Origin of the sequence: Streptomyces sp. SPB162 (assembly GCF_029504575.1) — a bacterium.
GTDB lineage: Bacteria > Actinomycetota > Actinomycetes > Streptomycetales > Streptomycetaceae > Actinacidiphila.
This window is the reverse complement of record NZ_JAQFII010000001.1, coordinates 4,498,383-4,522,973: the sequence shown is the minus strand read 5'-3', so window position 1 is coordinate 4,522,973 and position 24,591 is coordinate 4,498,383. Positions and strand designations below refer to the sequence as shown.

Below are 24,591 nucleotides of genomic sequence, written 5' to 3'. Positions count from 1 at the left end.
TGCGGGTTCAGGGACGGGCTCGGGGGCGGTCTCACCTCGGTCTCAGGGGCGCTCTCACGGGCGTTCGAGCACGGCCGTGACTCCCTGGCCGCCCGCCGCGCAGATGGAGACCAGCCCGCGCCCCGGCGCACCGCGCTCGGCGAGCAGCGTGGCGAGGGTCGCGACGATGCGGGCGCCGGTCGCCGCGAAGGGGTGCCCGGTGGCGAGTGACGAACCGGCCACGTTCAGCCGCTCCCGGTCCACCGTCCCCAACGGGCCGGCCAGGCCCAGCCGTCCGGTGCAGAACTCCTTGTCCTCCCAGGCGGCGAGGGTGGCCAGGACCTGCGAGGCGAACGCCTCGTGGATCTCGTAGAGGTCGAAGTCGCCCAGCGCGAGCCCGGCCCGTTCCAGCATCCGCGGCACCGCGTACGCGGGCGCCATGAGCAGCCCGTCCTCGTCACCCTTGGGGTTGCCGACGAAGTCGACGGCGGCCGTCTCGTAGGCCGTGAGGAAGGCGAGCGGCTCGTGTCCGTGGTCGGCCGCCCACTCCTCGCTCGCCAGCAGGACGACGGCCGCGCCGTCCGTCAGCGGCGTCGAGTTGCCCGCCGTCATGGTGGCGCCGCCGTCCCGCACCCCGAAGACCGGCCGCAGGCGCGCGAGCTTCTCGGCCGTCGAGTCCGGGCGCAGGTTCTGGTCGCGGTCCAGACCGCGGAAGGGCGTCACCAGGTCGTCGAACAGGCCGCGCTCGTACGCCGCCGCGAGCCGCTGGTGGCTGACTGCGGCCAGCACGTCCTGCGCTTCGCGCGCGATGCCCCACCGCTTCGCGGTGAGGGCCGCGTGCTCGCCCATCGACAGTCGGGTGCGCGGCTCGGCGTTGCGCGGGATCTCCGGGACGAGATGGCGCGGCCGGATGCGCGCCAGCGCCCTGGCCCGCGCACCCGTGGACTTCGCGCGGCGCGCCGCCAGCAGGATCCGCCGCAACTCGTCGTTCACGCCGAGCGGCGCGTCGCTCGCGGTGTCGGCGCCGCCCGCGATGCCGCAGTCGAGCTGACCGAGCGCGATCTTGTTCGCGACGGCGATGATCGCCTGCAACCCGGTGCCGCACGCCTGCTGGATGTCGTAGGCGGGGTGGCGGGGTCGAGCGCGCTGCCGAGCAGGGTCTCGCGGGCGAGGTTGAAGTCGCGGCTGTGTTTGAGGACTGCCCCGGCCACGAACTCGCCCACGCGCTCACCGGCCAGGCCGGTCCGTTCCACCAGCCCGCCCAGCGCCGCACCCAGCATGTCCTGGTTGGACGCGGTGGCGTACGGGCCGTCGGAGCGGGCGAACGGTATGCGGTTGCCCGCCACCACCGCGACGCGGCGCGGACTGTCCCTGCGGTCACTCATCGGCTGGCTCTCCCTTGGCTGGGCGCTGACTCACCAGTAGCCTTACCGGCGGTAAACTTACTCCAGAGTAAGGAGAAGGCCAATGGCCGATCGCTATCTCCGTTTCACGGGCACGGCCCCCGGCCGCCTCCTCGCCCGCCGCCTCGGCCTCCCCCAGCCCACCGCGTTGCGCCGCTGGTCCCCGGAACACCCGGACCTGACGGGACCGGTCCTGCGCCTGACGGCCGGTATCCCGCGCGAGGCGGACGAGCCCGCTCCGGCGGCCGTCGTACTGGACGCCACCGGCGTCCGCCAACCGGCCGGACTGCGCGACGTGTACGCCGCCCTGCACCCCGTCGTCCGCTCGCTCGCGCCCTGCGGCCGGCTGATCGTCCTCGGCGCCGTCCCGGACCCGGCCGATCCCCACCAGGCCGCCGCCCAGCAGGCGCTCGAAGGATTCGTCCGCTCCCTCGGCAAGGAGATCGGCCGCGGCAGCACCGTCCAGTTGCTGCGGCTGGCGCCCGGCGCCGACCCCGACGCGACGCTGCGCTTCCTCCTCTCCCCCAAGTCCGCGTACGTGAGCGGCCAGGTCATCGAGATCGGCCCGGCGGTTCCGGTGGCATCCGAGGGCACCCGTACCGCGCTGGTCACCGGCGCCGCGCGCGGCATCGGCGAGTCCGTCGCCGCCACGCTGGCGCGCGACGGCCACCACGTCGTCTGCCTCGACGTCCCGCAGGCCGAAGAGGCCCTGGCCGTCGTCGCGCGGCGGTTGGGCGGCACCCCGCTGGCCCTGGACATCACCGCGCCGGACGCCGGGGAACGCATGGCCGCCGCGCTCCCCGACGGCCTGGACGTCCTGGTCCACAACGCCGGGATCACCCGCGACCGCAAGCTGGCCAACATGGCCGCCGACCGCTGGGACTCCGTCCTCGACGTCAACCTCGGCAGCGTCATCCGCACCACCGACCACCTGTTGACGTCCGGCACCCTGCGGGACGGCGGCCGGATCGTCGCCACCGCCTCGATCAGCGGCATCGCGGGCAACGCCGGCCAGACCAACTACGCCGCCTCGAAGGCGGGCGTCATCGGCTTCGTCCGCGCGCTCGCGGCGGATCCGCGGACCGCCGAACACGGCATCACCGTCAACGCCGTCGCCCCCGGCTTCATCGAGACGAAGATGACCGCCGCGGTCCCGTTGTTCATCCGCGAGGCGGGCCGCCGGATGAACTCCCTCGGCCAGGGCGGCCTGCCGGTCGACGTGGCCGAGACCGTCGCCTGGTTCGCCGATCCGGGCTCGGGCGGCGTCACGGGACAGGTAGTGCGCGTCTGCGGCCAGAGCCTGCTGGGCGCGTAGCCGCCCGGCCAGAGCGCCTGGGCGCGTAGCCGCCCCCTCACCCCCCGCATCGAAGGGACCGACCGACGTGTCCACCCGCACCCGCACCCTCGCCGCGCCACCGCGGCTGCCCCTGGTCCTGGCCAAGGGCGCGATCGGCTCGCGCCGCAAGCGCGGGCGGCCGCGCGACGGCGCCGCGCCCACCGACCGGCTGGTCCTGCCCGCCGTCCGCGTCGACCCGGAGCGGCTCGCCGCGTACGCGCGGGTCTGCGGCTTCACCCGTGAGCGGCCGGCCGACGCGGCACCCGGCGCGGTACCGCTGACCTACCCGCACATCCTCGGATTCCCGCTCGCGGCGCAGCTGATGGCCGACCCGGCGTTCCCGCTGCCGCTGCTCGGACTGGTGCACACCTCGATCGAGATCACCCAGCGGCGCGCGCTGCGCGCGGCCGACCGCCCCGAACTGACCGTCCACACCGCGGCGCTGCGCCCCCACCACCGCGGCACCGAAGCCGTGCTCGTCACCGAGGCCCGCCTCGACGGCGAACTCGTCTGGTCCGACCGCAGCACGTACCTCGCCCGGCACAGCGGCGCCACCGGCCCCCGCCCCGACGACACGTCGGAGCCGAAAGGGTCCCGGCTGCCCGCCGTCGCCACCTGGCAGCTCGGCGCGGACCTGGGCCGCCGCCACGCGCGGGTGTCGGGCGACTACAACCCGATCCACCTCCACCCCTGGACGGCGAAGCCGCTCGGCTTCCCCCGCGCCATCGCCCACGGCATGTGGACCGTGGCCCGCTGCGCGGCCGAGGCCGTCCCGGCGGCGGCCGAACACGTCACCCTGCACGCCGGGTTCAGAGCGCCGGTACTGCTGCCCGGCACGGTGACCTACGCGGCCTGCGGCACCGCCGAAGCGGGCGCCCGCTTCGAACTGCGCAGCGGCGACCGCGTCCACCTCACGGGCGAGGTGGTTCCCAGCGACGGCCGTTCATGAGGTTGTCCAGGCCGGGCCCAGGCGAAGTTCATCAGCGTCGCCGCGGTGTCCTTGCCCGACTGTCCCGGCTGCCCGCAGCCCCAGCCCGCCAGTGATTCGGCCGCGCCCACCAGGGCGTGCGCCAGCGCCGTGACCTCGCGTTCCGCGAGCTCGCCCGCGCAGTCGGCCTCCCGGGCCGCGGCCGCGATCAGCTCCCTGACGAACTCGGCGATCTCCGCGCGCATCTTGGCGACCTCGTCCGCGAACGGCTCCCCCTGGGTCCGCGCCTGCTGGTACAGCACGGTCCATCCGTCCGGGCGCTCGGTCGTGTGCGTGAAGAACGCCCTCAGCCCGCACCACAGTTGCCGGTCGGGCGCCGCCCCCGGCTCCACACCGGCCATCACCGCCTCGGTGAGCGCCGCCGCCTCGCGCCGGATGCACGCGGTGAACAGCTCCTCCTTCGAGTTCAGGTACAGATAGACGAGGGGCTTGGACACCCCCGCCAGCTCGGCGATCTCGTCCATCGACGCCGCCCGGTACCCCCGCCGCGCGAAAGTCGCCACCGCCGCGTCGAGCATCTGCTGCTCGCGCACCTGTCGCGGCACCCGCTTGGTCTTCCCACCCACCCCGTGCCACCTCTCCCCTAGCGCTACCCGTAAGTAAGCCTACGGGGCGCGCCCGCCCCCGGCCCGCAGACCGCGAGGGACCCCGCGCAACCGGCCACCCGCCGTGAATCTGGACAGAGTCCCACTGACGGGCCGACAATCCCACCATGACGTCGCCCGAGTTCCGCACCCCCGGTGTCCGGCCGTCGGAGACCGAGCGGGACCACGCCCTCGACGTGCTGCGCGCCGGGACCGGTGATGGCCGGATCTCCCACGACACCTTCATGCACCGCATGCACATCGTGCTCACCGCCCGCAGCCGCGCCGAGGTCGACGGCGCCCTCGCCGACCTCCCCGCCCGCGGCCGCGCCCCGCAACTCCTGCTGCTGCGCGGCATCGCCCGCCTCTCGGCGCTCTCCGTACGACTGCGCGGCAGCTGGCGCACCCCGCAGCTCCCCGGCCTCCGACTCCCCGAGCCCGGACCGCAACCGCTGCGCATCGGCCGCGCCCCGGTGTGCGACCTCCGCCTCGGCCACGACTCGGTCTCCCGCACCCACGCCGAGCTCCGCTACCAGGACGACGCCTGGCTCCTCTCCGACCTGGGCTCCCTCAACGGCACCCACGTCAACGGCCTCCGCATCACCGGAACCGTCCGCGTCCACCCCGGCGACCACGTAGCCTTCGGCAGCCTCAACTTCCGCCTCGCCTCAGGCTGACATGGCTGAGCCCCTCGGCTCCCCCGGAACGCCGAAGACAGGCGCCCCCGCCCCCTCGGCGGAGCCGGGGGGCGAGGGCATCACCGCTTACGTGGCGGGAAGTTGTTACGCGGCGACCGGGACGCGCGTCTCGCGCTCCGCGTCCGCGTCGTCGTCCATCAGGTCGTCGATGTTCGCGCCGTGGGCCGTGGCGTACATCGCGCGGTCGAGGATGTTCTCGCGGGCCGCGACGATGACGGGGATGACCGATTGACCGGCCACGTTCGTGGCGGTGCGCATCATGTCGAGGATCGGGTCGATCGCGAGCAGGAGGCCGACGCCCTCCAGTGGGAGGCCCAGGGTGGAGAGAGTCAGGGTGAGCATGACCGTGGCGCCGGTGAGGCCGGCGGTGGCGGCGGAGCCGATGACCGAGACGAAGGCGATCAGCAGGTAGTCGCCGATGCCCAGGTGCACGCCGAAGACCTCGGCGATGAAGATGGCGGCGAGGGCCGGGTAGATCGCCGCGCAGCCGTCCATCTTGGTGGTGGCGCCGAACGGGACGGCGAAGGAGGCGTACTCGCGCGGGACGCCGAGGCGCTCGGTGACGCGCTGGGTGACCGGCATCGTGCCGACCGAGGAGCGCGAGACGAAGGCGAGCTGGATGGCCGGCCAGGCGCCGCGGAAGAACTGCAGCGGGCTGACCTTCGCGACGGTGGCCAGCAGCAGCGGGTAGACGCCGAACAGGACGAGCGCGCAGCCGACGTAGACGTCGGCGGTGAAGGTCGCGTACTGCTTGATCAGGTCCCAGCCGTAGGCGTTGATCGCGTTGCCGATCAGGCCCAGCGTGCCCAGCGGCGCGAGCTTGATGACCCACCACAGGGCCTTCTGCAGCAGTTCGAGGACCGAGGAGCTGAGGGTGAGGATCGGCTCGGCCTTCGTGCCGAGCTGGAGCAGCGCGATGCCGACGACGGCCGCCATGAAGACGATCTGCAACACGTTCAGCTCGGTGAACGGCGAGACGACGTCGGTCGGGATGATCCCCGTGAGGAAGTCCAGCCAGGAGCCGGTGTGCTGGGGCTTGGAGCCGTCGGCCGGGGTGAGGCCGCTGCCGGAGCCGGGGTTGGTGAGCAGACCGATCGCGAGGCCGATGGAGACCGCGATCAGCGACGTGATCATGAACCAGAGCAGCGTGCGGGTGGCCAGCCGGGCGGCGTTGGAGACGTTCCGCAGGTTGGTGATCGAGACCACGATGGCGAAGAAGACCAGCGGGGCGACGGCGAGCTTGAGCAGCTGGACGAAGATCGAGCCGATCTCGTCGAGCGTCTTGCCGAGCCAGGCGACGTCGCCGCTGCGGGCGATCCAGCCGAGCAGCACACCCAGGACGAGGCCGCCGAGGATCTGGGCCCAGAACGGGATCTTGGGTATGCGTACGCGACTGGATGTAGGAGACATGTTCTTGACGCTAACACCCGGGCTTTGGGAAACCCAAAGGGATTCTTTGGGATCACGTGACGCGGACAACGCAAAGCCCCGCCGCGAACGAGGTGTTCACGGCGGGGCAGGGCAAGCGTGTGACGAGGGTTACTCACCGACCCCCGGCGGGACGCGCGATGTCGAACGGCGCTACGAGGTACTACGCGGCGCGCGCGGCGTCGTCCGCGTCGTCCTCCGCGCTCTGGTTCTTGGCGAAGTTCGACCGGCTGCGCTCAACGCGCGCGGAGACCTGCGCGGACGCGCGGCGTCACGGGCACCACGCAGCAGGACGAAGCTCAGCGGCGCGGAGATGACGAGCGCGAGCAGCGCGACCCACAGCAGGTTGGAGCTCCCGAGCCCGGCCGGCAGGATCCGCAGGGCGACCAGACCCCAGATGACCGCGAAGCAGGCGACGAAGAGGCCAAAACGCATGGCGGTGTAACGGAACATGCTTCCAGTGAAGCATGCCCCGCCGACGATCAGTGCAGGGGGAGCCACATGGCGATGTCGTCGCGGAAGTCGTCGGCGGCGACGCGGATCGCGTCCGGTACGCGGCCGACCTCCTTGAAGCCGCAGGCGGCGTAGAAGGCGTCCACGCCGGTGCCGCCGCGCACCCCGAGCCGCAGGGCGTCGAAGCCCAGGTCGCGGGCGAAGTCGACGGCCTCGTCCACCATCCGGCGACCGCGGCCGCCGCCCTGCAGGACCGGGTCGACCATCACCGTGACCAGCGTGCACCAGTGCCGCATCAGCCGGTGGGTGTTGAGCTTGAGGAAGACCGTGCCGATCGCCCGCCCGTCCTCGTACGCGACGAGCAGCCGCTGGGTCCCCGCGTCGACCGCCGCGAACTGGCCCTCGGCGACCGGGCGCACGTCATCGGCCGTGACCGGCGGGACGAAGCCGACGGCCCCGCCGGCATTGGAGGCGTCGGTCCAGATCCGGACGATCTCTTGGCGGAGACCGGCGGACAGCTCGGGGTCGCGCGTGCAAGTAAGGGTCATACAGCCATCGTAGATATTACCGCCGCCGTTCGGCAACGGATAAAGCGCGAGGGCCCCGGCCCCACGCTCGTGCGTGCGGTCGGGGCCCTCGGCGGACGGGCGGCGAACAGCGGGACGTCAGAAGCGCATCGGCTGCGGGGACTCGCGCCGCTCGGCGTTCGGCCCCGGGTACTCGCGGATGATCTCGTAGCGCGTGTTCCGCTCGACCGGCTGGAAGCCGGCGTCGCGGATCAGGTCGAGGATGTCGTCACGGTTCAGCTTGTTCGGCGTCCCGTACGCGTCCGCGTCGTGCGTGATCTTGTACTCGACGACCGAGCCGTCCATGTCGTCCGCGCCGTGGTTCAGCGCCAGCTGCGCCGTGGCCAGGCCGTGCATCACCCAGAAGACCTTGACGTGCGGCACGTTGTCGAACAGCAGTCGGGAGACGGCGAACGTCTTGAGCGCGTCGGCGCCGCTGGCCATCGTGGTGCGGGCCTGCAGCGTGTTGCGGATCTTGCCGTCCTTCATGTCCACGAAGTCGTGCTGGTACCGCAGCGGGATGAAGACCTGGAAGCCGCCGGTCTCGTCCTGCAGCTCACGCAGCCGCAGCACGTGGTCGACCCGGTGCCGCGGCTCCTCGATGTGCCCGTAGAGCATCGTCGCCGGGGTCTTGAGGCCCTTGGAGTGCGCCAGGCGGTGGATCCGGGACCAGTCCTCCCAGTGGGTGCGGTGGTCCACGATGTGCTGCCGGACCTCCCAGTCGAAGATCTCGGCGCCGCCACCGGTCAGCGACTCCAGGCCCGCCTCGATCAGCTCGTCCAGGATGTCGGAGGCCGACAGGCCGGAGATCGTCTCGAAGTGGTGGATCTCCGTCGCCGTGAACGCCTTCAGCGAGACGGACGGCAGCGCCTCCTTGAGGGCCTTCAGCGAGCGCGGGTAGTACCGCCACGGCAGCGTCGGGTGCAGACCGTTGACGATGTGCAGCTCGGTGAGGTTCTCGCCCTCCATCGTCTTCGCGAGACGGACGGCCTCCTCGATGCGCATCGTGTACGCGTCCTTCTCGCCCGGCTTGCGCTGGAACGAGCAGTAGGCACACGACGCGGTGCACACGTTCGTCATGTTCAGGTGCCGGTTGACGTTGAAGTGGACGACGTCGCCGTTCTTCTTCGTCCGTACGTGGTGCGCGAGACCACCCAACCAGGCGAGGTCGTCGGACTCGTAGAGGGCGACTCCGTCCTCACGGGTCAGCCGCTCACCCGCGTAGACCTTCTCCTCCAGCTCACGCTTGAGTCCAGCGTCCATGCCTGCCGCCTCCTAGTTGCCATTCCGACCCGATCAAAACTACTCCCCCGGATCCCGCCCGCGAGCAGGCCCCACTCACACCTCTTCGGGGAGCGATCCGACCCTGTTCTCCCACTTCGTGGAGAGCACGATCGTGGTCCGGGTACGGGCCACGCCCTTCGTTCCCGACAGCCGGCGGATCGTCCGCTCCAGGCCGTCCACGTCGCCGACCCTGACCTTGAGCATGTACGAGTCGTCGCCCGCGATGAACCAGCAGTCCTCGATCTCGTCCAGGTCGCGCAGCCGGTGGGCCACGTCCTCATGGTCGGCCGCGTCGCTGAGCTGCAGTCCCACCAGGGCGGTCACGCCGAGTCCGAGCGCAACGGGCGCGACGGTGGCCCGGTAGCCGGTGATCACCCCGGCCTGTTCCAGACGGTTGATCCGGTCGGTGACGCTGGGCCCGGAGAGCCCCACCAGCCGGCCCAGCTCCGCGTACGAGGCCCGCCCCGTTCTCGCGCAGCGCCTGGATGAGCTGCCTGTCCACCGCGTCCATATGCCTGGACCCTCCCGTTCATGCATCGATTGCGCCGTGCGAACAAGAATCTAAGGCATCCGCGACCCTGCGGCCTGCGCATCAGCGCAGAGGTCAGCTCGAACCGGCCGATCCGAGCTCGCCTTCCCACCGGCGGTACAGCTGATGCGGCACCGCCGCCGCGTCCAGCACCCGCCCGGCGACGAAGTCCACCAGGTCCTGGATGTGCCGGGCACCCGCGTAGAAGGCGGGCGACGCGGGCAGGACGACGGCGCCCGCCTCGTCGAGCGTCACCAGGTGCTTGAGGGTCTGGCCGTTCAGCGGCGTCTCACGGACCGCGACCACCAGCGTCCTGCGCTCCTTGAGCGTGACGCTCGCCGCCCGCTGCAGCAGGTCCTTCGACAGCCCGAGTGCGACGCCCGCCACACAGGCGGTGCTGGCGGGCACGATGAGCATCCCCTTGACGGGATACGAGCCGGAGGACGGTCCGGCCGCGAGGTCGCCCGCCGCCCAGAACCGCACGTCCGCCAGGTCCGCGGGCTCCAGATCGAAGTGCCCGTCCTTGCCGTCGGCGCCGCGCGTCAGCCAGGTCCGCAGGTCGTCGCGCCAGTGCGCGTCACGGAAGGGGTGGCCGGTCTCGTCGAGCAGCGTCAGCCGGGCGGCCCGGCTGACCACCAGGTCCACCGCCTCGCCCGCCCGCAGCAGCCCCCGGAGCACGGCGGCGGCGTAGGGCGTCCCGGATGCTCCGGAGACCCCGACGATCCAGGGGGTGCGCAGGCTCGTTTCCACCTGTCGAGCCTATCCGGACACCTGGGACGTGCCGCGACGGGAGCTGTGACGGGCCCCGGGACGGTCGGGCCACTCCCCGGGAACCACCCCGGATGTCGGTGGCGTTGTCTACGGTAGGGACACATGGATCTGAGGGGGGCCTCGGTGAGTCACAGCTACGAACCGGTCGCGGACCGTTCCGCGCAGGCGAGCGTCGGTCTCGCCGCTCCGCTGCGCGGCGGGGCGAGGGTCACGGCGGCCGCGGCGGTCATGCTGGCGTGGGTGGGCCTGCTGTGGCTGCTCGAAGCCGTTGACGTGGCGACGCACCACTCGCTCGACACCTTCGGCATCGTGCCGCGCGAGACGGGTGAGCTACGCGACATCATCCCGGCCGCCTTCATGCACTTCGGGTTCGCCCATGTCGCGGCCAACAGCCTGCCGCTGCTCGTCCTGGGGTTCATCGCGGCGCTGCGCGGCATCACCCGCTTCCTCAGCGTCTCCTTCGTCATCATCCTGGCCAGCGGCCTGGGCGTCTGGCTCGTGGCGCCCGCGCACACCAACACGGCGGGCGCCTCCGGTGTCGTCTTCGGCCTCTTCGGCTACCTCCTGGTGCGCGGGTTCGTCGACCGCCGGCTGCTGGACATAGCCGTCGGCGCCGGCGTCGCGGTGCTGTACGGGTCGATCCTGTGGGGCGTGCTGCCCAGCGCCCAGGGCGTCTCCTGGCAGGGCCACCTCTTCGGTCTCCTCGGCGGCGTCGCCTCCGCCTTCTTCTTCCGCGCGCGCACGCCCGACCCCGCCCGCACACCCGTCCGTTCGACGCGGTGACGAGCCCGCGCGCATCCGCCCGAAAAGGCCTTCGCGGCCGGCCGGCACACCCGGCTAATCTGCAGATCTCATCCGGCGTCGAAGCCCACCGGCCGAAGACCCGCTTGTTCTACGGGAGTCACCACATCAGTACCGCACACAAGGGGCTGGCCGCCATCGGCTGCGTCGCCCTCATAGCCAGCGCCTCCGCCGCCTGCGGCACCGTCCAGCAGGTCGGTGCGGCGGTGAAGGTCAAGAACGCCGTGGACCGGCTCGGGGAGCAGAAGGCGGTCACCGCGACCGTCGCCTTCGACGCCACCGAGGCCCAGATCTGGGCCGCGATGAAGGGCGAGGACGACTTCACCAAGGACGACGCGAAGATGCTCGCGGGTCTCCACGCCAGGCTCGGGGTGAGCTCCGACAAGCCCCTCAAGGACGCCGCGGCCACCCAGGACGCGAAGGGGGGCATGGGCGACGGCTCGTCGTTCTCCTTCCAGCTGACCTCGGACGCCGCGGGGAAGCAGAACCTCATCGAGGTCCGGGCCGTCGACAAGAAGGTCTACCTGCGGGCCGACGTCAAGGCGCTGTCCGCGCTCGGCGGCGACAAGGGCGGCGACCGCGCGGGGATCGACGGGTTCCTCGGCTCCGCGGACAAGCTGCCGCCGTCGCTCGATGTGGTGAAGGACGCGCTGACGGGCAAGTGGATCTCGCTCGACCCGCAGGTGTTCACCGAGTTCTCCAAGACCCTCGGCGGGGACAAGAGCCTCGGCAAGTCGCCGCTGCCGGTGCCGGACCCGTCGTCCCTCGACGCCAAGACCCAGCAGCAGTTGGTCGACGCCGTCAAGCAGGCGATCGCACAGAACGCGAAGTTCACCGACAAGGGCAGCACCGACGGCGTGGACCACGTCATCATGACGGTCCCGGCGGGGCAGACGGCCAAGGACCTCGCCAAGGGCTTCGCCCCGCTGGAGAAGCAGATCCCGGGCTTCAAGGCGCCGGACCCCGGCAAGGTGCCGGCCAAGGACCTCGCGGTGGACCTGTCGATCAAGGACGGCATGCTGTCCGGGATCAGCCTGGACGTCGCCCAGTTCAACGAGAAGCCCCAGGGCAAGCTCCCGCTGGTCATCGGCCTGAACGGTGGCAGCGCCCCGGTCGAGGCCCCGGCCGGCGCGCGGGAGCTCAAGCCGCAGGACATCATGGGCCTGTTCATGTTCGGTGCGATGAACATGAAGGGCCTCGGCGCGTAACGCGCGACGGGCGCGGCCTCGGTGTCCGTCAGATACCGAGGCCGCGGACCGTGAGGTCCAACAGCGCGCAGACGAACAGCGCGATGCCGATGAACCCGTTCACCTGGAAGAACGCACGGTTCAGCCGGCTCAGATCGTTCGGCCGCACGATCGAGTGCTCGTACAGGAACGCGCTCGCGACGACCGCCAGGCCCGCCCACCAGAACGCGCCCGCGCCGGTGGCGACACCGAACCAGGCCAGCAGGACCGTCGTGACGACATGGCAGCCGCGCGCGCCGTACAGCGCGGCGGCGACGCCGAACCGGGCCGGGACGGACTTGACGCCGTCCGCCCGGTCGGCCGCGACGTCCTGCGAGCCGAAGATCAGGTCGAAGCCGCCGATCCACACGCCGACGGCCAGCCCCAGGATCACCGCGTCCCACGACCACTCGCCGGTGACCGCGAGCCACGCGCCGATCGGGCCCATCGCCTGCGCGACGCCGAGGATCGCGTGCGGGAAGTTCGTGAACCGCTTGCCGTACGGATAGACCACCATCGGGATGACGGCGATCGGAGCCAGCGCCAGGCACAGCGGATTGAGCAGCGCCGCCGCGCCCAGGAAGACGACCACGGCCACCAGCGCGCCGGTCCACGCGGAGCGCACCGACACCGCCCCGGTGACCAGTTCGCGCTGCGCGGTCCGCGGATTGCGGGCGTCGATCTCGCGGTCGATGATCCGGTTGCACGCCATCGCGAAGGTGCGCAGCCCCACCATCGCCACGGTGATGAGGACCAGCCGCCACCAGTGGACGGAGCCGTCCAGCGTGAACATCGCGGTCAGCGCGGCGATGTACGCGAACGGCAGCGCGAAGACCGAGTGCTCGATCATGACGAGCCGCAGGAACGCCCTGATCCTGCCGGGCGGCGCGGGCTCCGGGGCGAAGAGGTCCGAGGTTGCGGAATCCGTGGTCACGAGAGGCCGTACTCCTTCCAGCGCCGGTCGACCTTCGCGGCCGTCTCCGGATCGGAGACCACCATCTCCGGCCAGCCGCCGTCGCGCGTGTACCCCTCCTCGGGGAGCTTACGAGTCGCGTCGATACCCGCCTTGCCGCCCCAGAACTGCTGGTAGGAGGCGTGGTCCAGGTGGTCGACCGGCCCCTCGACGACTGTCAGGTCGCGGGCGTAGTCGGTGTTGCCGAGCGCGCGCCAGGCGACCTCGTGCAGGTCGTGCACATCGCAGTCGGCGTCCACGATGATGACCAGCTTCGTCAGCGACATCATGTGCGCGCCCCAGATCGCGTGCATCGTCTTCTGGGCGTGCTTCGGGTACTTCTTGTCGATCGAGACGATCGCGCAGTTGTGGAAGCCGCCCGCCTCCGGCAGGTGGTAGTCCACGATGTCCGGCACGATGATCTTCAGCAGCGGCAGGAAGAACCGCTCGGTGGCCCGGCCCAGCGGCCCGTCCTCCGTGGGCGGCCGGCCCACCACGATCGACTGCAGCAGCGGACGCTTCCGCATCGTCACGCAGTCGATGGTCAGCGCGGGGAACGGTTCCTGCGGGGTGTAGAAGCCGGTGTGGTCGCCGAACGGCCCCTCGGGAAGCGTCTTCCCGGGCTCCAGCCAGCCCTCCAGCACGACCTCCGCGTTGGCCGGGACCTGGAGCGGGACGGTCTTGCAGTCCACCATCTCCACCCGCTTGCCCTGCACGAAGCCCGCGAACAGGTACTCGTCGATGTCGCCGGGCAACGGCGCGGTCGACGCGTACGTCACCGCCGGCGGGCAGCCGAACGCGATGGCGACCGGCAGCCGCTCACCGCGCCGCTCCGCCACCTTGTAGTGGTTGCGGCTGTCCTTGTGGATCTGCCAGTGCATCCCGATGGTGTTCCGGTCGTGCCGCTGCAGCCGGTACAGCCCGAGGTTGCGCACCCCGGACTCCGGGTCCTTGGTGTGCGTCAGCCCGAGGTTGAAGAACGAGCCGCCGTCCTCCGGCCAGGTGAACAGCGCGGGCAGCGCGTCCAGGTCCACGTCGTCACCCGTCAGCACGACCTCCTGCACGGGCGCGTCGCCGGACTTCACCTTCTTCGGCGGTACGTGCGTCATCCCGGCGAGCTTGCCGAACGCCTCCCGCACGCCGGTGAAGCCGTGCGGCAACTCGGGCTTGAGCAGCCCGGCGATCTTGTCGCTGATGTCGCTGTACGCCTTCAGCCCGAGGGACTTCAGCATCCGCCGGTCGGTCCCGAACACGTTCATCGCGAGCGGCATCGACGACCCGCGCACGTTCTCGAAGAGCAGCGCCGGGCCGCCCGCCTTGTTCACCCGGTCGGTGATCTCGCCGACCTCCAGATACGGGTCAACCTCGGCTTTGATCCGCCGGAGGTCGCCGTCCTTCTCCAGGGCCCGCAGGAAGGACCGAAGATCGTCGTAAGCCATAGGGTCCAGTATCCGCCACGCACTACCCTGTACCCGTCACCGGGCCCTGCCACGGCCCGTTCTTCCGGTTCAGGGGGCACGTCCACCATGATCAGGTATCTACCGTTCCTGCTGGTGCTCGCGTTGTGGATCTACGCGTTCATCGACTGCCTGAACACCCCGGAGGAAGAGGTCCGCGGGCTGCCCAAAGTGGTGTGGGTGATCATCATCCTGCTCTTCGGCGAGGTCCTCGTCGGACCGATCGCGTGGCTCGTCGCGGGCCGCGACCGCCGCCGCGCGCCCGCGCCCCAGCGGTGGATCGCGCCGGACGACAACCCGGACTTCCTCAAGGGTCTGAAGGACGACACACCGCCGTCCGGCAGCTGAGGCGCCCGGCGGCTGAGGCCGGAACGGCCGCCCCCCGGGGGGAGAGCGGCCGTACGGGCAGGAGTCCGGAGGTGTCAGACGCCGGCGTACGAGTGCTTGCCGGTGATGAAGATGTTCACGCCGTAGTAGTTGAAGATGAAGCACGCGAAGGCGACCAGCGCCAGCGCGGCGGCCTTGCGGCCCTTCCAGCCGGCGGTCGCACGGGCGTGCAGGTAGCAGGCGTACGCGACCCAGGTGATGAACGACCAGGTCTCCTTGGGGTCCCAGCCCCAGTACCGGCCCCAGGCGGCCTGCGCCCAGATCGAACCCGCGATGACGGTGAACGTGTACAGCGGGAAGACCAGCGCGTTCATCCGGTACGCGAACTTGTCCAGCGTCGCCGCGGACGGCAGCCGGTTCATGATGTTCGCCCAGGTCGGGTTCACCGCACGACCGGCGGTCAGGGCCGCCTCGTAGTAGTCGCGGAAGAGGAACAGGAACGTCCCGACGGCCGCGAGGTAGAAGACCGCGCCGGAGATGATCGCGCACGAGACGTGGATCCACAGCCAGTACGAGTGCAGCGCCGGGACCAGCTGGTCGCTGTCGGTGTAGAGGACCGCGACGGCCAGGCCGAGGTCCAGCAGCACGGTGGTGGTGAGGAAGAGCCCGATCCAGCGGACCCGCTTCTTCAGCGCCAGCAGCACCAGGTACATGCCGACCGCGACCATGCCGAAGGTCGTCGAGAACTCGTACATGTTGCCCCACGGCACCCGCTGCACGGAGGCGGCGCGGCACGCGACGGCGCCCAGGTGGAACAGGAAGGCGAGCACGGTCAGCGAGACCGCGATCCGCCCGTACCTGTCGCCGTCCGCGTCGGTGCCGGCTGCGCCGGGGCCGTCGGGAATACCGCGGTCGCTGGTCGTGGAGCGGGTGACCACCTTGGGACGCTCCAGGGTGGCGGTGCCGCCGCCGCGCTGGACGACCTCGATCGCGGGGGGCCGCCGCAGGGGCGGTGAGCGCCGCCGCGGTCACCGCGACCCTGCTGCGGCTGCCGAACACCCACTCGGCCAGGTGCGCGAGGAAGGCGAGCGTGTAGACCGCCATGGCCGAGTAGATCAGGTAGTTGCTGTAGTTCGCGAAGTTCTCATTGACCGCTGCCGCGATAGTCACGCGCGCGCTCCTTCGTCTGGCAGGTGAGGTTCGTCCGAGGGGTCGTTGGCTGTGCCGCCGGGACCGCTGGGGTCCGGTAGCTGGGGCGCGTCCGGCAGGAGCTTGTAGGCGAGGTCCCCGATCTCGTCGGCGATCCTCGCGGACTCGCTGCGGCCGAGTCCGGCCAGCTCCACGACGGTCACCCCGTCCGCACCCGGGGTGGCGCGGATCCACACGCGGCGGCGCTGAATGAACAGCGAGCCGGCCAGGCCCAGGATCGCGGCGACCGCGCTGCCGAGCGCCCAGCCGTTGCCGACCTGGTGGGAGACCTGGAAGCTGGCCCAGGTCTTGACGCCGTCGAAGGTGATGGAGCCGCCGCCGTCGGGCAGCTGCAGGACCTCCCCGACGGCCAGCACCTGGCGCAGCGGCTGTCCGTCGGCGGCCTTGTACTGCGTCATCTTCTTGTCGTCGAGCTGGTACACGCTCTGCGGCACGCCGCCGTCCATGCCCAGGTCGCCGTGGTAGGCGGTCAGGACCAGCGCGGGGCGGTCGAGCGCGGGGAAGACCGAGTGCGGCCCCTGGTTGTCGATCACCATCGTGGGGGCGAAGATCCCGCTGAACGCCAGCTGGTCCTGACGACCCGCCTTGTTCCGATAGTTGTCGGTGACCTTCACGACGCCGCGCGAGGTGAGGCTGCCGTCACTCGGCAGGAACGGCGTCGGGCCCTGGTAGACGACCGTGCCGCGGGCGTCCTTCACGGTGACGACCGGCGCGTAGCCGTGCCCGATCAGGTAGACCGTCTCGCCGTCGATCTCCAGCGGCTTGTTGACCTCGATCGAGGACTTGACCGGCTTGCCGTCCGGGCCCTTCCAATAGTGGATGTTGGCGCGGAACGTGCGCGGGGTGCCCTTCTGCGGGCCGGTCCGCGCGTACGTGGCGTCGAAGCTGTCCAGCGAGAAGCCGAAGGGGTCCAGGTCGTCGGCGGTGTAGAACGTGCCGGGCTTGAAGTCGTCGTACTGCGTGAGGTTGTTGGAGAAGCCGTCGCCCTCGACGATCAGCTTGCCGCCCTCGCCCTTCCACAGCGCGCCGACCGCGAAGGAGATCAGCAACCCGAAGAGCGCCAGGTGGAACATCAGGTTGCCGGCCTCGCGCAGGAAGCCCTTCTCGGACGCGACGGCGCCGCCGGCGCGGTGGGTACGGAACCGGCGGCCGCGCAGCAGCTTGTGCGCGGCGTCCAGCACCTCGTCCTCACCCGCCGCGGTGCGCCAGGTCGTGTATGCCGGCAGCCGGGTCAGGTTGCGCGGCGCGGCCGGCGGCCGGGAGCGCAGCTGGCCGACGAACTGCCAGCTGCGGGGCAGGATGCAGCCGGCCAGCGAGATGAACAGCAGGATGTAGATCGCCGAGAACCACGGCGAGCTGTAGACGTGGAACAGTCCGAGCCGCTCGTAGATCGGGGTGGCGTTGGGGTGCACGTCCTTCCACGACTGCGCCTTGAGCTCGTCGACGCTGGTCTGCGGGACCAGCGAGCCGGGGATCGCGGCCATGGACAGCAGGAAGAGCAGGATCAGGGCGATCCGCATCGACGTGAGCTGCCGCCACATCCAGCGCAGCCAGCCGAAGCACTCGCGCAGCGTCCAGCCGAGCGCTCCGCGCCAGCCGGGTCCGCGCACACCCCCGAAGGAGCCGGGAACCACCTCGCCGAGTTCCTCGACCGGCGCCGTCGAGAGCTGCGCGCCCGCCGACCCGTAGTCGCCGGCGCCACCGCCGGCGCCGCTGCCCGTCTCGCGGACGTCGGTCGCCCGGTCTTCCGCGGCGCGGTCGGCCGCAGTGCCTTCCTCGGCTTCGCGGGCGGTCTTCGGCCCGGATTCCGTACTCATGAATCAGACCCCAGGGGTGAAGTTGGCGGACCAGCTCTGCAGGGAGACGACCATGTCGTCCCACACGCCGGTGAGCAGGAGCACGCCGACCGCGACGAGCATGCCGCCACCGATCCGCATGACCCACACATAGTGGCGCTTGACCCACCCGAACGCGCCCAGTACGCGGCGGAAGGCCACCGCGGCGACGATGAACGGCAGGCCGAGGCCCACGCAGTAGAAGACGGTGAGCAGCGCCCCGCGCCCCGCGCTCGCCTCGTTGAAGGCCAGCGCCTGCACGGCGCCCAGCGTCGGGCCGACGCACGGCGCCCAGCCGACACCGAAGAGCACGCCGAGCAGTGGCGCGCCGACCAGGCCCATCGCGGGCTTGCGGTGAAAACGGAGGTCGCGTTGGGTCAGGCCGCCCAGTATCCCCATGAACGCGAGGCCCATGAGGATCGTGGCGACGCCGAGTACCTGGGAGATGATCTCCTTGTGCTCCTGCAGCCGCAGCCCGAAGTAGCCGAAGAGCGCCCCGCCGGAGACGAAGACGGCGGTGAAGCCGAGGACGAACAACGACGCGCCGGCGACCATCCGGCCGCGCTTGGCCTCCGCGAGGTCCGCGCCGGACGTGCCGGTCACGTAGGAGAGGTAGCCGGGCACCAGCGGCAGGACGCACGGGGAGAAGAACGAGACCAGGCCGCCGAGCATCGCGATCGGGATCGCGAGCAGCAGCGCCCCGGAGGAGACCGTCTCGGTCACGTCACTTCTCCGCGACGATCGGGTCGAGGGCCTGGTGCAGCTTGTCCTCGCCGACCGGCATGAGGATCCGTACGGCGACCTTGCCGTCCCGGTCGATGATCAGGGTGCTCGGGATGGCCTGCGGGTTGAGGCTGCCCTTGGGGAACTTCAGCAGGAGCTTGCCGGTCCGGTCGTAGAAGCTCGGGTACGGGATGTCGAACTGCGTCTCGAACCCGCGCGGGTTGACCTTGTCGGAGTCGCGCGTGTTGATCCCGATGAACTCGACGCCCTTGGCCTTGGTGTCGTTGGCCACCTTGACCAGGTGCGGTGCCTCGGCCCGGCAGGGGGCGCACCACGAGCCCCAGACGTTGAGGACGACGACCTTGCCCTGGTAGTCGGCGAGGTTCAGCGGCTTGCCCTCGACCGACTCCCCGGAGATGGCGGGGGCGGGGCGCCGGTCGGCCTTGGCCGCCACCGAGATCTCGCCCGAGCCGCCGACGAAGTTGGTGTTACTGCCGCCAGAGGACGTGCCGCCGCCGGAACAGGCCGAGAGCGCCAGTGCCGACACGGCGACCCCCGCCAGTGCCAGGGCACCGCGGAGGGGGCTGCGTCGGTCGGCGCGCGTAGGACTCATGTGAAAAGTTTCGCATGCGTCGTCCGGTGATCTTTCGCGCCCCCGACACCGACGCCAAAAGCGGCAATTGCCCCAAGTAAGGATCAGGTAGCGAAAGCGTCGATGCCGCTACGGGGTGGGCACCATCGCCGGGGAGGCCGGGGTGCCGGGGGAACCGGCCGCGCCCTCCGCCGCCAGGTACGACTTCCAGCCGCCCGCCGGCTTCTGCCCGACGTCGAGCCGGCGCAGCTTCGCGAGCACCTTCGGGTCCTGCGCGTCGAGCCAGTCCACGTACTGCCGGAAGGAGACCAGCCGGACGTCCTTCTTCTCCTGGCCCGCGATGTGCGTGAACGCCTCCTCGACGGCGTTCATGTAGATGCCGCCGTTCCACTTCTCGAAGTGGTTGCCGATGTAGAAGGGCGCGCGGTTCGTCTCGTAGGCCCGCTGGAAGCCCGCGATGTACGAGGCCGCGGCCTGCCGCTGCCAGCCCGGGTAGTTGCTGGGGTCGCTCTGGGTGGCGTTCTTCGACTGGTTCGCGAGCATGTTGTAGTCCATCGAGAGGACCTCGAAGGAGTGGCCGGGGAACGGGATGAGCTGCAGCGGCAGGTCCCAGAGGCCGCCGCGCTTCTCGGGCCACACCTGCCGGCCGCCGGGCGAGCTCGCGTCGTAGCGCCAGCCCAGCTTGCGGGCGGTCGGCAGCAGGTTGTCCTGGCCGAGCAGGCACGGCGTGCGGGCGCCGACGAGCTCCTTGTCGTAGTCGAACGGCAGCGGGGCCTCGTCCTTCAGCCCGGTGTTGGTCTTCCAGTTCTTGACGAACGACTTGGCCTGGTCGATCTCGCTCTGCCACTGGGTGGGCGTCCAGTTCCCGACCGTGCCGTGACCCGAGCAGAAGTGCCCGTTGAAGTGGGTGCCGATCTCGTGGCCCTCGCTCCAGGACTCCCGGATGTTGTCCAGCGTCATCTTGATGTGCTCGTCGGTGAGGTAGCCGATGTCCGACGCGCCCAGGTTGTTGTTCGGCGGGTCGTACAGCCGCTTCTTCGACTCGGGCAGCAGGTACAGCCCGGACAGGAAGAACGTCATCGTCGCGCCGTGGTCCTTGGCCAGCTTGCGGAAGCGCGGGAACAGGCCGTTCCCCACCTCGCCCGCGCCGTCCCACGAGAAGATCACGAACTGGGGCGGGGTCTGTCCCGGCTCCAGCCGCTCCGGCTTCGGCGGCTGGTTCGGCTGGGGTCCGGTGTTCGCGGTGGAACCGTCCCCGATCAGCTGGACCGTCTTCTCCGGCTCCTTCTGGCCGGTGGCCGTCCCCGGCTTCGTCCCGTTGCCACCGGACGTACCACCGTCGCCCCCGGAGGAGCATCCGGCAGCAGCCGCACCGACCGCGACTCCGGCAGTGGCGGTGAGCAGACTCCTACGGGTCAAGGCGCGCATGTACATCCCCATTTCTCGGGCCTCATGGATGGCGACTACGAAAAAGGTGGCCACCATCCATGACGGCTGTCACAGCCGTACGGTTACCGGAAAAGTCAGAAAAATCCCACCGGGTAGCTCAAGTGGCTCACGTGAAAGCCCGTAGGAACACCGGATTGACCCATCGGACGGCTGTTCCGGCCGGTCCGATGGGTTGATCCCACAGCCGGCCGCCGAGCCGGCCGACGGATCGACCTGGCGGACGACGGGGGCGCGCGGCGCGGCCTACGCCCCGAAGGCCTTCGATCCGCCCTTGACGGGCTTCGCGCCCGCCAGCAGATGCGTCGGCACCAGATCGCGGGCCGGCTCCGCGTAGCCGACCGAGACGATCTTGTCGCCCTGGTACGTGAAACTCGTCACACTCGCCAGCGTGCACTGCCGCTTGCGCGGGTCGTGCCACAGCCGGCGCCGTTCGACGAAGCTGCGGGCGATCCAGATCGGCAGCTGGTGGCTGACGCAGACCGCCTCGTGACCGCGCGCCGCGTCCCGCGCCGCGCCGAGCGCCGCCATCATCCGCACCACCTGGTCGACGTAGGGCTCGCCCCAGCTCGGCTTGAACGGGTTGGTGAGGTGCTTCCAGTTCGACGGGTTCTTCAGCGCGCCGTCGCCGACACCGAAGGTCTTGCCCTGGAAGACGTTCTCCGCCTCGATCAACCGCGCGTCCGAGGCGACCTCCAGCCCGTGCGGGGCCGCGATCGGCGCCGCGGTCTCCTGCGCCCGCTCCAGCGGGGACGACACGACATGCGTGATGTCGCGCCCCGCGAGGTGCTCGCCGACCCGCTCCGCCATCTTCCGGCCCAGCTCGGAGAGGTGGTAGCCGGCCAGCCGGCCGTAGAGCACACCCGACGGGTTCTCCACCTCGCCGTGCCGCATCAGGTGGACCACGGTGATCTCTGTGTCGTCAGTCATACCGCTCATCTTGACTCCGTCCCCGATCGTTCCGCGCTCATTCCGTCGCCTCGGCCGCAGCACGCGCCGCCGCCGGCAGCGCCGCGGCGATCCGCTCGATCGCCGCGTCGTCGTGGGCCGCCGAAACGAACCAGGACTCGAAGGCCGACGGCGGCAGGTAGACGCCCTGCGCCAGCATCGAGTGGAAGAATCCGGTGAAGCGGAATGCCTGCTGCCGCTTCGCCTCGTCGTAGTTGGTCACCTGCTCGTCGGTGAAGAACACCGAGAACATGTTGCCCGCCCGCTGCACCCGGTGGGCGACGCCCTCCTTGGTGAGCGCCTCGTCGACCAGCGACGAGACCCGCTCGGACACCGCGTCCACGGTCGCGTACACCGCGTCGTCGCAGAGCCGCAGCTGCGTCAGGCCCGCCGCGGTCGCCACCGGGTTACCCGACAGGGTGCCCGCCTGGTAAACCGGACCGGCCGGTGCGAGGTGGCCCATGACGTCCGCGCGGCCGCCGAACGCGGCGGCCGGGAAGCCGCCACCCATGACCTTGCCGAAGGTCATCAGGTCGGGCTCGACGCCGTCCAGCCCGTACCAGCCGGCCTTCGAGACGCGGAAGCCCGTCATCACCTCGTCGGAGACGTACAGCGCACCGTGCTGCGCGCACAGGCTCTTCAGCCCGGCGTTGAAGCCCGCGGCCGGCGGCACCACGCCCATGTTGCCGGGCGAGGCCTCGGTGATCACACAGGCGATCTCGCCGGGGTGCGCGGCGAACGCCGCCCGCACGGCCTCGAGGTCGTTGTACGGCAGCACGATCGTGTCGCCGGCCTGCGCGCCCGTCACCCCGGGGGTGTCGGGCAACCCGAACGTGGCGACCCCGGAACCGGCCGACGCCAGCAGCGCGTCCACATGACCGTGGTAGCAGCCGGCGAACTTCACCACCTTCGCCCGGCCGGTGAAACCGCGCGCCAGCCGGATCGCGGACATCGTCGCCTCGGTCCCGGACGACACCAGGCGGACCTGCTCCACCGGGCCGATCCGCGCCACGATCTCCTCGCCCAGCAGCACCTCCCCCTCGCCGGGAGTGCCGAAGGACGTACCGCGCGTCACCGCCTCCTGCACGGCGCCGACCACCTCCGGGTGCGCGTGGCCGAGGATCATCGGACCCCACGAGCACACGAGGTCGACGTACTCCCTGCCGTCGGCGTCCGTGAGGTACGGACCCTTCCCGGACACCATGAACCGGGGCGTACCGCCCACGGCGCGGAAGGCGCGCACCGGGGAGTTCACACCTCCGGGCGTCACGGCGGCAGCTCGGTCGAACAGAACCTGCGAAACTGGTGCTTCGTACGGATAGCTCACAGGCACATGCTCTCAAACGCCGGGCGTTGCGCGCGCAGGTCTCGACCCGGCATCTGAGACGATGATCGGGTTGCGCGGTTGGGTCTGTGAATGGTCGGGTAGTGAAATGCAGCGCGGTGGCGAACTGGGCGAGGGAACGGGCGACCCCGAGCCCGAAAACGCCCGGCCCACCGGCAGGCGCCGTCGGTCCGCCGATCGCGATCGCAGAGCAGCCGCGGAGAGTGGGAGCAGGGGTGGCCGAGTGGGGGTGACCTACAAGTACTTCGGGGCACCCGATGGCGCCACAGCCGCCCGGGTCCCGATCTCCATGCGCCCTGAGGAGCTCGGCGGTGACGAGCTCGGCAACGGCATGTACACCAAGGTCAAGCCGGAGACCATGGCCGCCATGGTGCTCACGGGCATCGAGGGCATACCCCCGGCCAAGGTCCCGCCGCTGGAACTCGTCGTCCTCCACCCGGACTACGCCGTCGTCAAGCTCCCCATGAGCGTGGTCGAACCGCTGCGCAAAGCCGGCGAAGAGGAACTCGGCGCCGCCGCCTTCATCTGGTCCACCGTCCCGGACCGCCGCGGCCCGCGAGACGCCTTCGTCATCTACCAGATGCTCCACGAGTGGCAGGGCTTCGCCTCCCGCTGCCACGAAGCCGGCCACCAGCTGTACTGCCTGGTCTGGCCCTGACCCGCCGCTCTTCCGGTCAGCTGCCCGCTTTGTGCGCGATATCCCGGATGCGAAGGTGCGTATTCGCGCCACGGCGGGTTTTCGCCCACTGGGAGACAAGTCGGGTGTAATCGGCGACATCGCCCCTGATGTGCGGTGTCCGTTCCGGTTCCGCTTCTACGCTGCCGTGCCATGAAGCCGCGCACCGCTCTCCTGCCCGTCGTCACCGTCCTGACGGCGATCCTCACGCTGACGGCCGCCCCCGCGAGACCCGCCACCGCCCTGTGCCCGTCGGGCGGGACCGCGACTCCCGCACTGCCCGCGGACCTGCTCGGCCGGACGGTCCGCACGATGCCCGCGCAGCAGCAGATGCCCGTGCAGAAGCAGGTGATCGCGCTGACGTTCAACGCGGCGTGGGACGAGACGGGCCTGGACGCGGTGCTGAAGGTGTTGCGCGACGACGCGGCGCCGGCCACGTTCTTCCTGACCGGGCAGTTCGCCGACGCGCACCCGGCCGCCGCGCGGTCGATGGCGGCGGCCGGGCACGGCATCGCCAGTCACAGCTACAGCCACCCGCACTTCGGCGAACTGACCTGCGAGGGGCGCGAGCGCGAGGTGCGCCTCGCCGACCAGGCGCTCCGCACGGCGACCGGGACGGCCCCGCTGCCGTTCTTCCGCTTCCCCTACGGCGAGACCACCGACCAGCAGGTCGCGGAGGTCAACGCGCTGGGCTTCGCGGACATCGAGTGGACCGCCGACACCAACGGCTATCTCAATACAGCGGGTGGCATGACCGTCCAGAAGGCCGTCAGCCGCGCCCTGGACGCCCTGACACCGGGCGAGATCGTCCAGATGCACGTCGGCGACCCCAACGGCCGCGACACCATCCTCGACGCCCAGGCCCTCCCCCTGATCATCGACGCCGTCCGCGCCCGCGGCTACGAGATCGCCGACCTGCGCACCCTCCTCGCCCCGCCCGCCGCCTGACGCACCGCAACCGGCCGAGGCCGGGGCGCGTCCCTACCTGCTGTGACCATGGAGCCCCCCGTGACGCGAGTGATCGAAGTGAGAGGG

20 protein-coding genes and 5 pseudogenes are annotated in these 24,591 nt (G+C 70.8%); 8 read left to right on the top strand and 17 right to left on the bottom strand.

Going from position 1 to position 24,591, the window contains the following annotated elements; all coding sequences use genetic code 11:
• Positions 1-54: 54 nt before the first annotated feature.
• Positions 55-1,364 (bottom strand): annotated as a pseudogene (locus tag M2266_RS20725) (acetyl-CoA C-acetyltransferase).
• Positions 1,365-1,446: 82 nt separating this feature from the next.
• Here M2266_RS20725 and M2266_RS20720 point away from each other — a divergent pair.
• Both M2266_RS20720 and M2266_RS20715 read left to right on the top strand, forming a co-directional pair.
• Positions 1,447-2,697: a 3-oxoacyl-ACP reductase gene (locus M2266_RS20720; RefSeq protein ID WP_277439537.1), complete on the top strand. Its 1,251-nt coding sequence runs from the start codon at positions 1,447-1,449 to the stop codon at positions 2,695-2,697.
• A 67-nt stretch (positions 2,698-2,764) separates the two neighbouring features.
• On the top strand, positions 2,765-3,667 hold the full coding sequence (locus M2266_RS20715; RefSeq protein WP_277439536.1) for a MaoC/PaaZ C-terminal domain-containing protein: 903 nt from the start codon (positions 2,765-2,767) through the stop codon (positions 3,665-3,667).
• Here M2266_RS20715 and M2266_RS20710 read toward each other — a convergent pair.
• Positions 3,630-4,224, bottom strand: a pseudogene (locus M2266_RS20710) (TetR/AcrR family transcriptional regulator). The gene M2266_RS20715 and the pseudogene M2266_RS20710 overlap by 38 nt on opposite strands.
• Positions 4,225-4,418: 194 nt before the next feature.
• On the opposite strand from M2266_RS20710, the gene M2266_RS20705 reads away from it, so the two are divergent.
• The gene (locus M2266_RS20705; RefSeq protein WP_277439535.1) at positions 4,419-4,967 is read left to right on the top strand and encodes a DUF1707 and FHA domain-containing protein; all 549 of its coding nucleotides are present in this window, start codon (positions 4,419-4,421) and stop codon (positions 4,965-4,967) included.
• A 105-nt stretch (positions 4,968-5,072) separates the two neighbouring features.
• On the opposite strand, the gene M2266_RS20700 is transcribed toward M2266_RS20705, so the two are convergent.
• The 6 genes and pseudogenes from M2266_RS20700 to M2266_RS20675 form a co-directional block, all read right to left on the bottom strand.
• Complete coding sequence (locus M2266_RS20700) at positions 5,073-6,398, bottom strand: dicarboxylate/amino acid:cation symporter (protein WP_277439534.1); 1,326 nt, start codon at positions 6,396-6,398, stop codon at positions 5,073-5,075.
• A 181-nt stretch (positions 6,399-6,579) separates the two neighbouring features.
• A pseudogene (locus tag M2266_RS20695) lies at positions 6,580-6,869 on the bottom strand (DUF4229 domain-containing protein).
• 29 nt (positions 6,870-6,898) lie between these two features.
• Positions 6,899-7,417 carry a GNAT family N-acetyltransferase gene (locus M2266_RS20690; protein WP_277439533.1) on the bottom strand — a complete coding sequence of 173 codons (519 nt, stop codon included), beginning with the start codon at positions 7,415-7,417 and terminating at the stop codon, positions 6,899-6,901.
• Positions 7,418-7,534: 117 nt separating this feature from the next.
• Complete coding sequence (mqnE, locus tag M2266_RS20685; protein ID WP_277439532.1) at positions 7,535-8,698, bottom strand: aminofutalosine synthase MqnE; 1,164 nt, start codon at positions 8,696-8,698, stop codon at positions 7,535-7,537.
• Positions 8,699-8,773: 75 nt separating this feature from the next.
• Positions 8,774-9,230, bottom strand: a pseudogene (locus M2266_RS20680) (Lrp/AsnC family transcriptional regulator).
• 93 nt (positions 9,231-9,323) lie between these two features.
• Positions 9,324-9,998: a UbiX family flavin prenyltransferase gene (locus tag M2266_RS20675; protein WP_277439531.1), complete on the bottom strand. Its 675-nt coding sequence runs from the start codon at positions 9,996-9,998 to the stop codon at positions 9,324-9,326.
• A gap of 249 nt (positions 9,999-10,247) precedes the next feature.
• Here M2266_RS20675 and M2266_RS20670 point away from each other — a divergent pair, with 249 nt between their 5' ends.
• Together M2266_RS20670 and M2266_RS20665 are read left to right on the top strand one after the other, a co-directional pair.
• Positions 10,248-10,802 carry a rhomboid family intramembrane serine protease gene (locus M2266_RS20670; protein WP_277441284.1) on the top strand — a complete coding sequence of 185 codons (555 nt, stop codon included), beginning with the start codon at positions 10,248-10,250 and terminating at the stop codon, positions 10,800-10,802.
• Between the two features lie 104 nt (positions 10,803-10,906).
• Positions 10,907-12,028 carry a hypothetical protein gene (locus M2266_RS20665; protein WP_277439530.1) on the top strand — a complete coding sequence of 374 codons (1,122 nt, stop codon included), beginning with the start codon at positions 10,907-10,909 and terminating at the stop codon, positions 12,026-12,028.
• Between the two features lie 28 nt (positions 12,029-12,056).
• Here M2266_RS20665 and mqnP read toward each other — a convergent pair whose 3' ends face one another.
• The gene (mqnP, locus tag M2266_RS20660) at positions 12,057-12,980 is read right to left on the bottom strand and encodes a menaquinone biosynthesis prenyltransferase MqnP (protein ID WP_277439529.1); all 924 of its coding nucleotides are present in this window, start codon (positions 12,978-12,980) and stop codon (positions 12,057-12,059) included.
• Positions 12,977-14,437, bottom strand: a complete 1,461-nt coding sequence (locus tag M2266_RS20655; protein WP_277439528.1) for a menaquinone biosynthesis decarboxylase — start codon at positions 14,435-14,437, stop codon at positions 12,977-12,979. Before M2266_RS20655 ends, mqnP begins: the two co-directional genes overlap by 4 nt.
• Before the next feature lie 87 nt (positions 14,438-14,524).
• Here M2266_RS20655 and M2266_RS20650 point away from each other — a divergent pair, with 87 nt between their 5' ends.
• Positions 14,525-14,803, top strand: coding sequence for a PLD nuclease N-terminal domain-containing protein (locus M2266_RS20650; RefSeq protein WP_277439527.1), 279 nt, complete (start codon positions 14,525-14,527; stop codon positions 14,801-14,803).
• Between the two features lie 74 nt (positions 14,804-14,877).
• On the opposite strand, the pseudogene ccsB reads toward M2266_RS20650, so the two are convergent.
• The 7 genes and pseudogenes from ccsB to hemL form a co-directional block, all read right to left on the bottom strand.
• Positions 14,878-15,952: pseudogene (ccsB, locus tag M2266_RS20645) on the bottom strand (c-type cytochrome biogenesis protein CcsB).
• Positions 15,949-17,808 (bottom strand): cytochrome c biogenesis protein ResB, encoded by a 1,860-nt coding sequence (locus tag M2266_RS20640; protein ID WP_277439526.1) that lies wholly within the window; start codon positions 17,806-17,808, stop codon positions 15,949-15,951. The pseudogene ccsB and the gene M2266_RS20640 overlap by 4 nt, the downstream one beginning before the upstream one ends.
• Before the next feature lie 3 nt (positions 17,809-17,811).
• Complete coding sequence (locus tag M2266_RS20635) at positions 17,812-18,498, bottom strand: cytochrome c biogenesis protein CcdA (protein ID WP_277441283.1); 687 nt, start codon at positions 18,496-18,498, stop codon at positions 17,812-17,814.
• A gap of 52 nt (positions 18,499-18,550) precedes the next feature.
• A complete protein-coding gene (locus M2266_RS20630) occupies positions 18,551-19,162 on the bottom strand; it encodes a TlpA disulfide reductase family protein (RefSeq protein ID WP_277439525.1) in 612 nt (203 codons plus the stop codon).
• Positions 19,163-19,270: 108 nt separating this feature from the next.
• On the bottom strand, positions 19,271-20,569 hold the full coding sequence (locus M2266_RS20625) for a hypothetical protein (RefSeq protein ID WP_277439524.1): 1,299 nt from the start codon (positions 20,567-20,569) through the stop codon (positions 19,271-19,273).
• A 264-nt stretch (positions 20,570-20,833) separates the two neighbouring features.
• Positions 20,834-21,517, bottom strand: coding sequence for a histidine phosphatase family protein (locus M2266_RS20620; RefSeq protein WP_277439523.1), 684 nt, complete (start codon positions 21,515-21,517; stop codon positions 20,834-20,836).
• Between the two features lie 37 nt (positions 21,518-21,554).
• Positions 21,555-22,862 carry a glutamate-1-semialdehyde 2,1-aminomutase gene (hemL, locus tag M2266_RS20615; protein WP_277439522.1) on the bottom strand — a complete coding sequence of 436 codons (1,308 nt, stop codon included), beginning with the start codon at positions 22,860-22,862 and terminating at the stop codon, positions 21,555-21,557.
• A gap of 106 nt (positions 22,863-22,968) precedes the next feature.
• Between hemL and M2266_RS20610 the strand changes: the two genes are divergently transcribed.
• Positions 22,969-23,538, top strand: coding sequence for a hypothetical protein (locus M2266_RS20610; RefSeq protein ID WP_277439521.1), 570 nt, complete (start codon positions 22,969-22,971; stop codon positions 23,536-23,538).
• A 171-nt stretch (positions 23,539-23,709) separates the two neighbouring features.
• Positions 23,710-24,504, top strand: coding sequence for a polysaccharide deacetylase family protein (locus M2266_RS20605; RefSeq protein WP_277439520.1), 795 nt, complete (start codon positions 23,710-23,712; stop codon positions 24,502-24,504).
• Positions 24,505-24,591: the final 87 nt, after the last annotated feature.

Coding starts and splice junctions, on each gene's coding strand:
- M2266_RS20635 (WP_277441283.1), bottom strand. CDS start 18,498: ATGCTCGGCGGCCTGGTCTCGTTCTTCTCCCCGTGCGTCCTGCCGCTG.
- M2266_RS20620 (WP_277439523.1), bottom strand. CDS start 21,517: ATGACTGACGACACAGAGATCACCGTGGTCCACCTGATGCGGCACGGC.
- M2266_RS20650 (WP_277439527.1), top strand. CDS start 14,525: ATGATCAGGTATCTACCGTTCCTGCTGGTGCTCGCGTTGTGGATCTAC.
- M2266_RS20640 (WP_277439526.1), bottom strand. CDS start 17,808: ATGAGTACGGAATCCGGGCCGAAGACCGCCCGCGAAGCCGAGGAAGGC.
- M2266_RS20705 (WP_277439535.1), top strand. CDS start 4,419: ATGACGTCGCCCGAGTTCCGCACCCCCGGTGTCCGGCCGTCGGAGACC.
- M2266_RS20690 (WP_277439533.1), bottom strand. CDS start 7,417: ATGACCCTTACTTGCACGCGCGACCCCGAGCTGTCCGCCGGTCTCCGC.
- M2266_RS20605 (WP_277439520.1), top strand. CDS start 23,710: ATGAAGCCGCGCACCGCTCTCCTGCCCGTCGTCACCGTCCTGACGGCG.
- M2266_RS20720 (WP_277439537.1), top strand. CDS start 1,447: ATGGCCGATCGCTATCTCCGTTTCACGGGCACGGCCCCCGGCCGCCTC.
- M2266_RS20625 (WP_277439524.1), bottom strand. CDS start 20,569: ATGCGCGCCTTGACCCGTAGGAGTCTGCTCACCGCCACTGCCGGAGTC.
- M2266_RS20700 (WP_277439534.1), bottom strand. CDS start 6,398: ATGTCTCCTACATCCAGTCGCGTACGCATACCCAAGATCCCGTTCTGG.
- mqnE (WP_277439532.1), bottom strand. CDS start 8,698: ATGGACGCTGGACTCAAGCGTGAGCTGGAGGAGAAGGTCTACGCGGGT.
- M2266_RS20610 (WP_277439521.1), top strand. CDS start 22,969: ATGCAGCGCGGTGGCGAACTGGGCGAGGGAACGGGCGACCCCGAGCCC.
- M2266_RS20670 (WP_277441284.1), top strand. CDS start 10,248: ATGCTGGCGTGGGTGGGCCTGCTGTGGCTGCTCGAAGCCGTTGACGTG.
- M2266_RS20630 (WP_277439525.1), bottom strand. CDS start 19,162: ATGAGTCCTACGCGCGCCGACCGACGCAGCCCCCTCCGCGGTGCCCTG.
- M2266_RS20655 (WP_277439528.1), bottom strand. CDS start 14,437: ATGGCTTACGACGATCTTCGGTCCTTCCTGCGGGCCCTGGAGAAGGAC.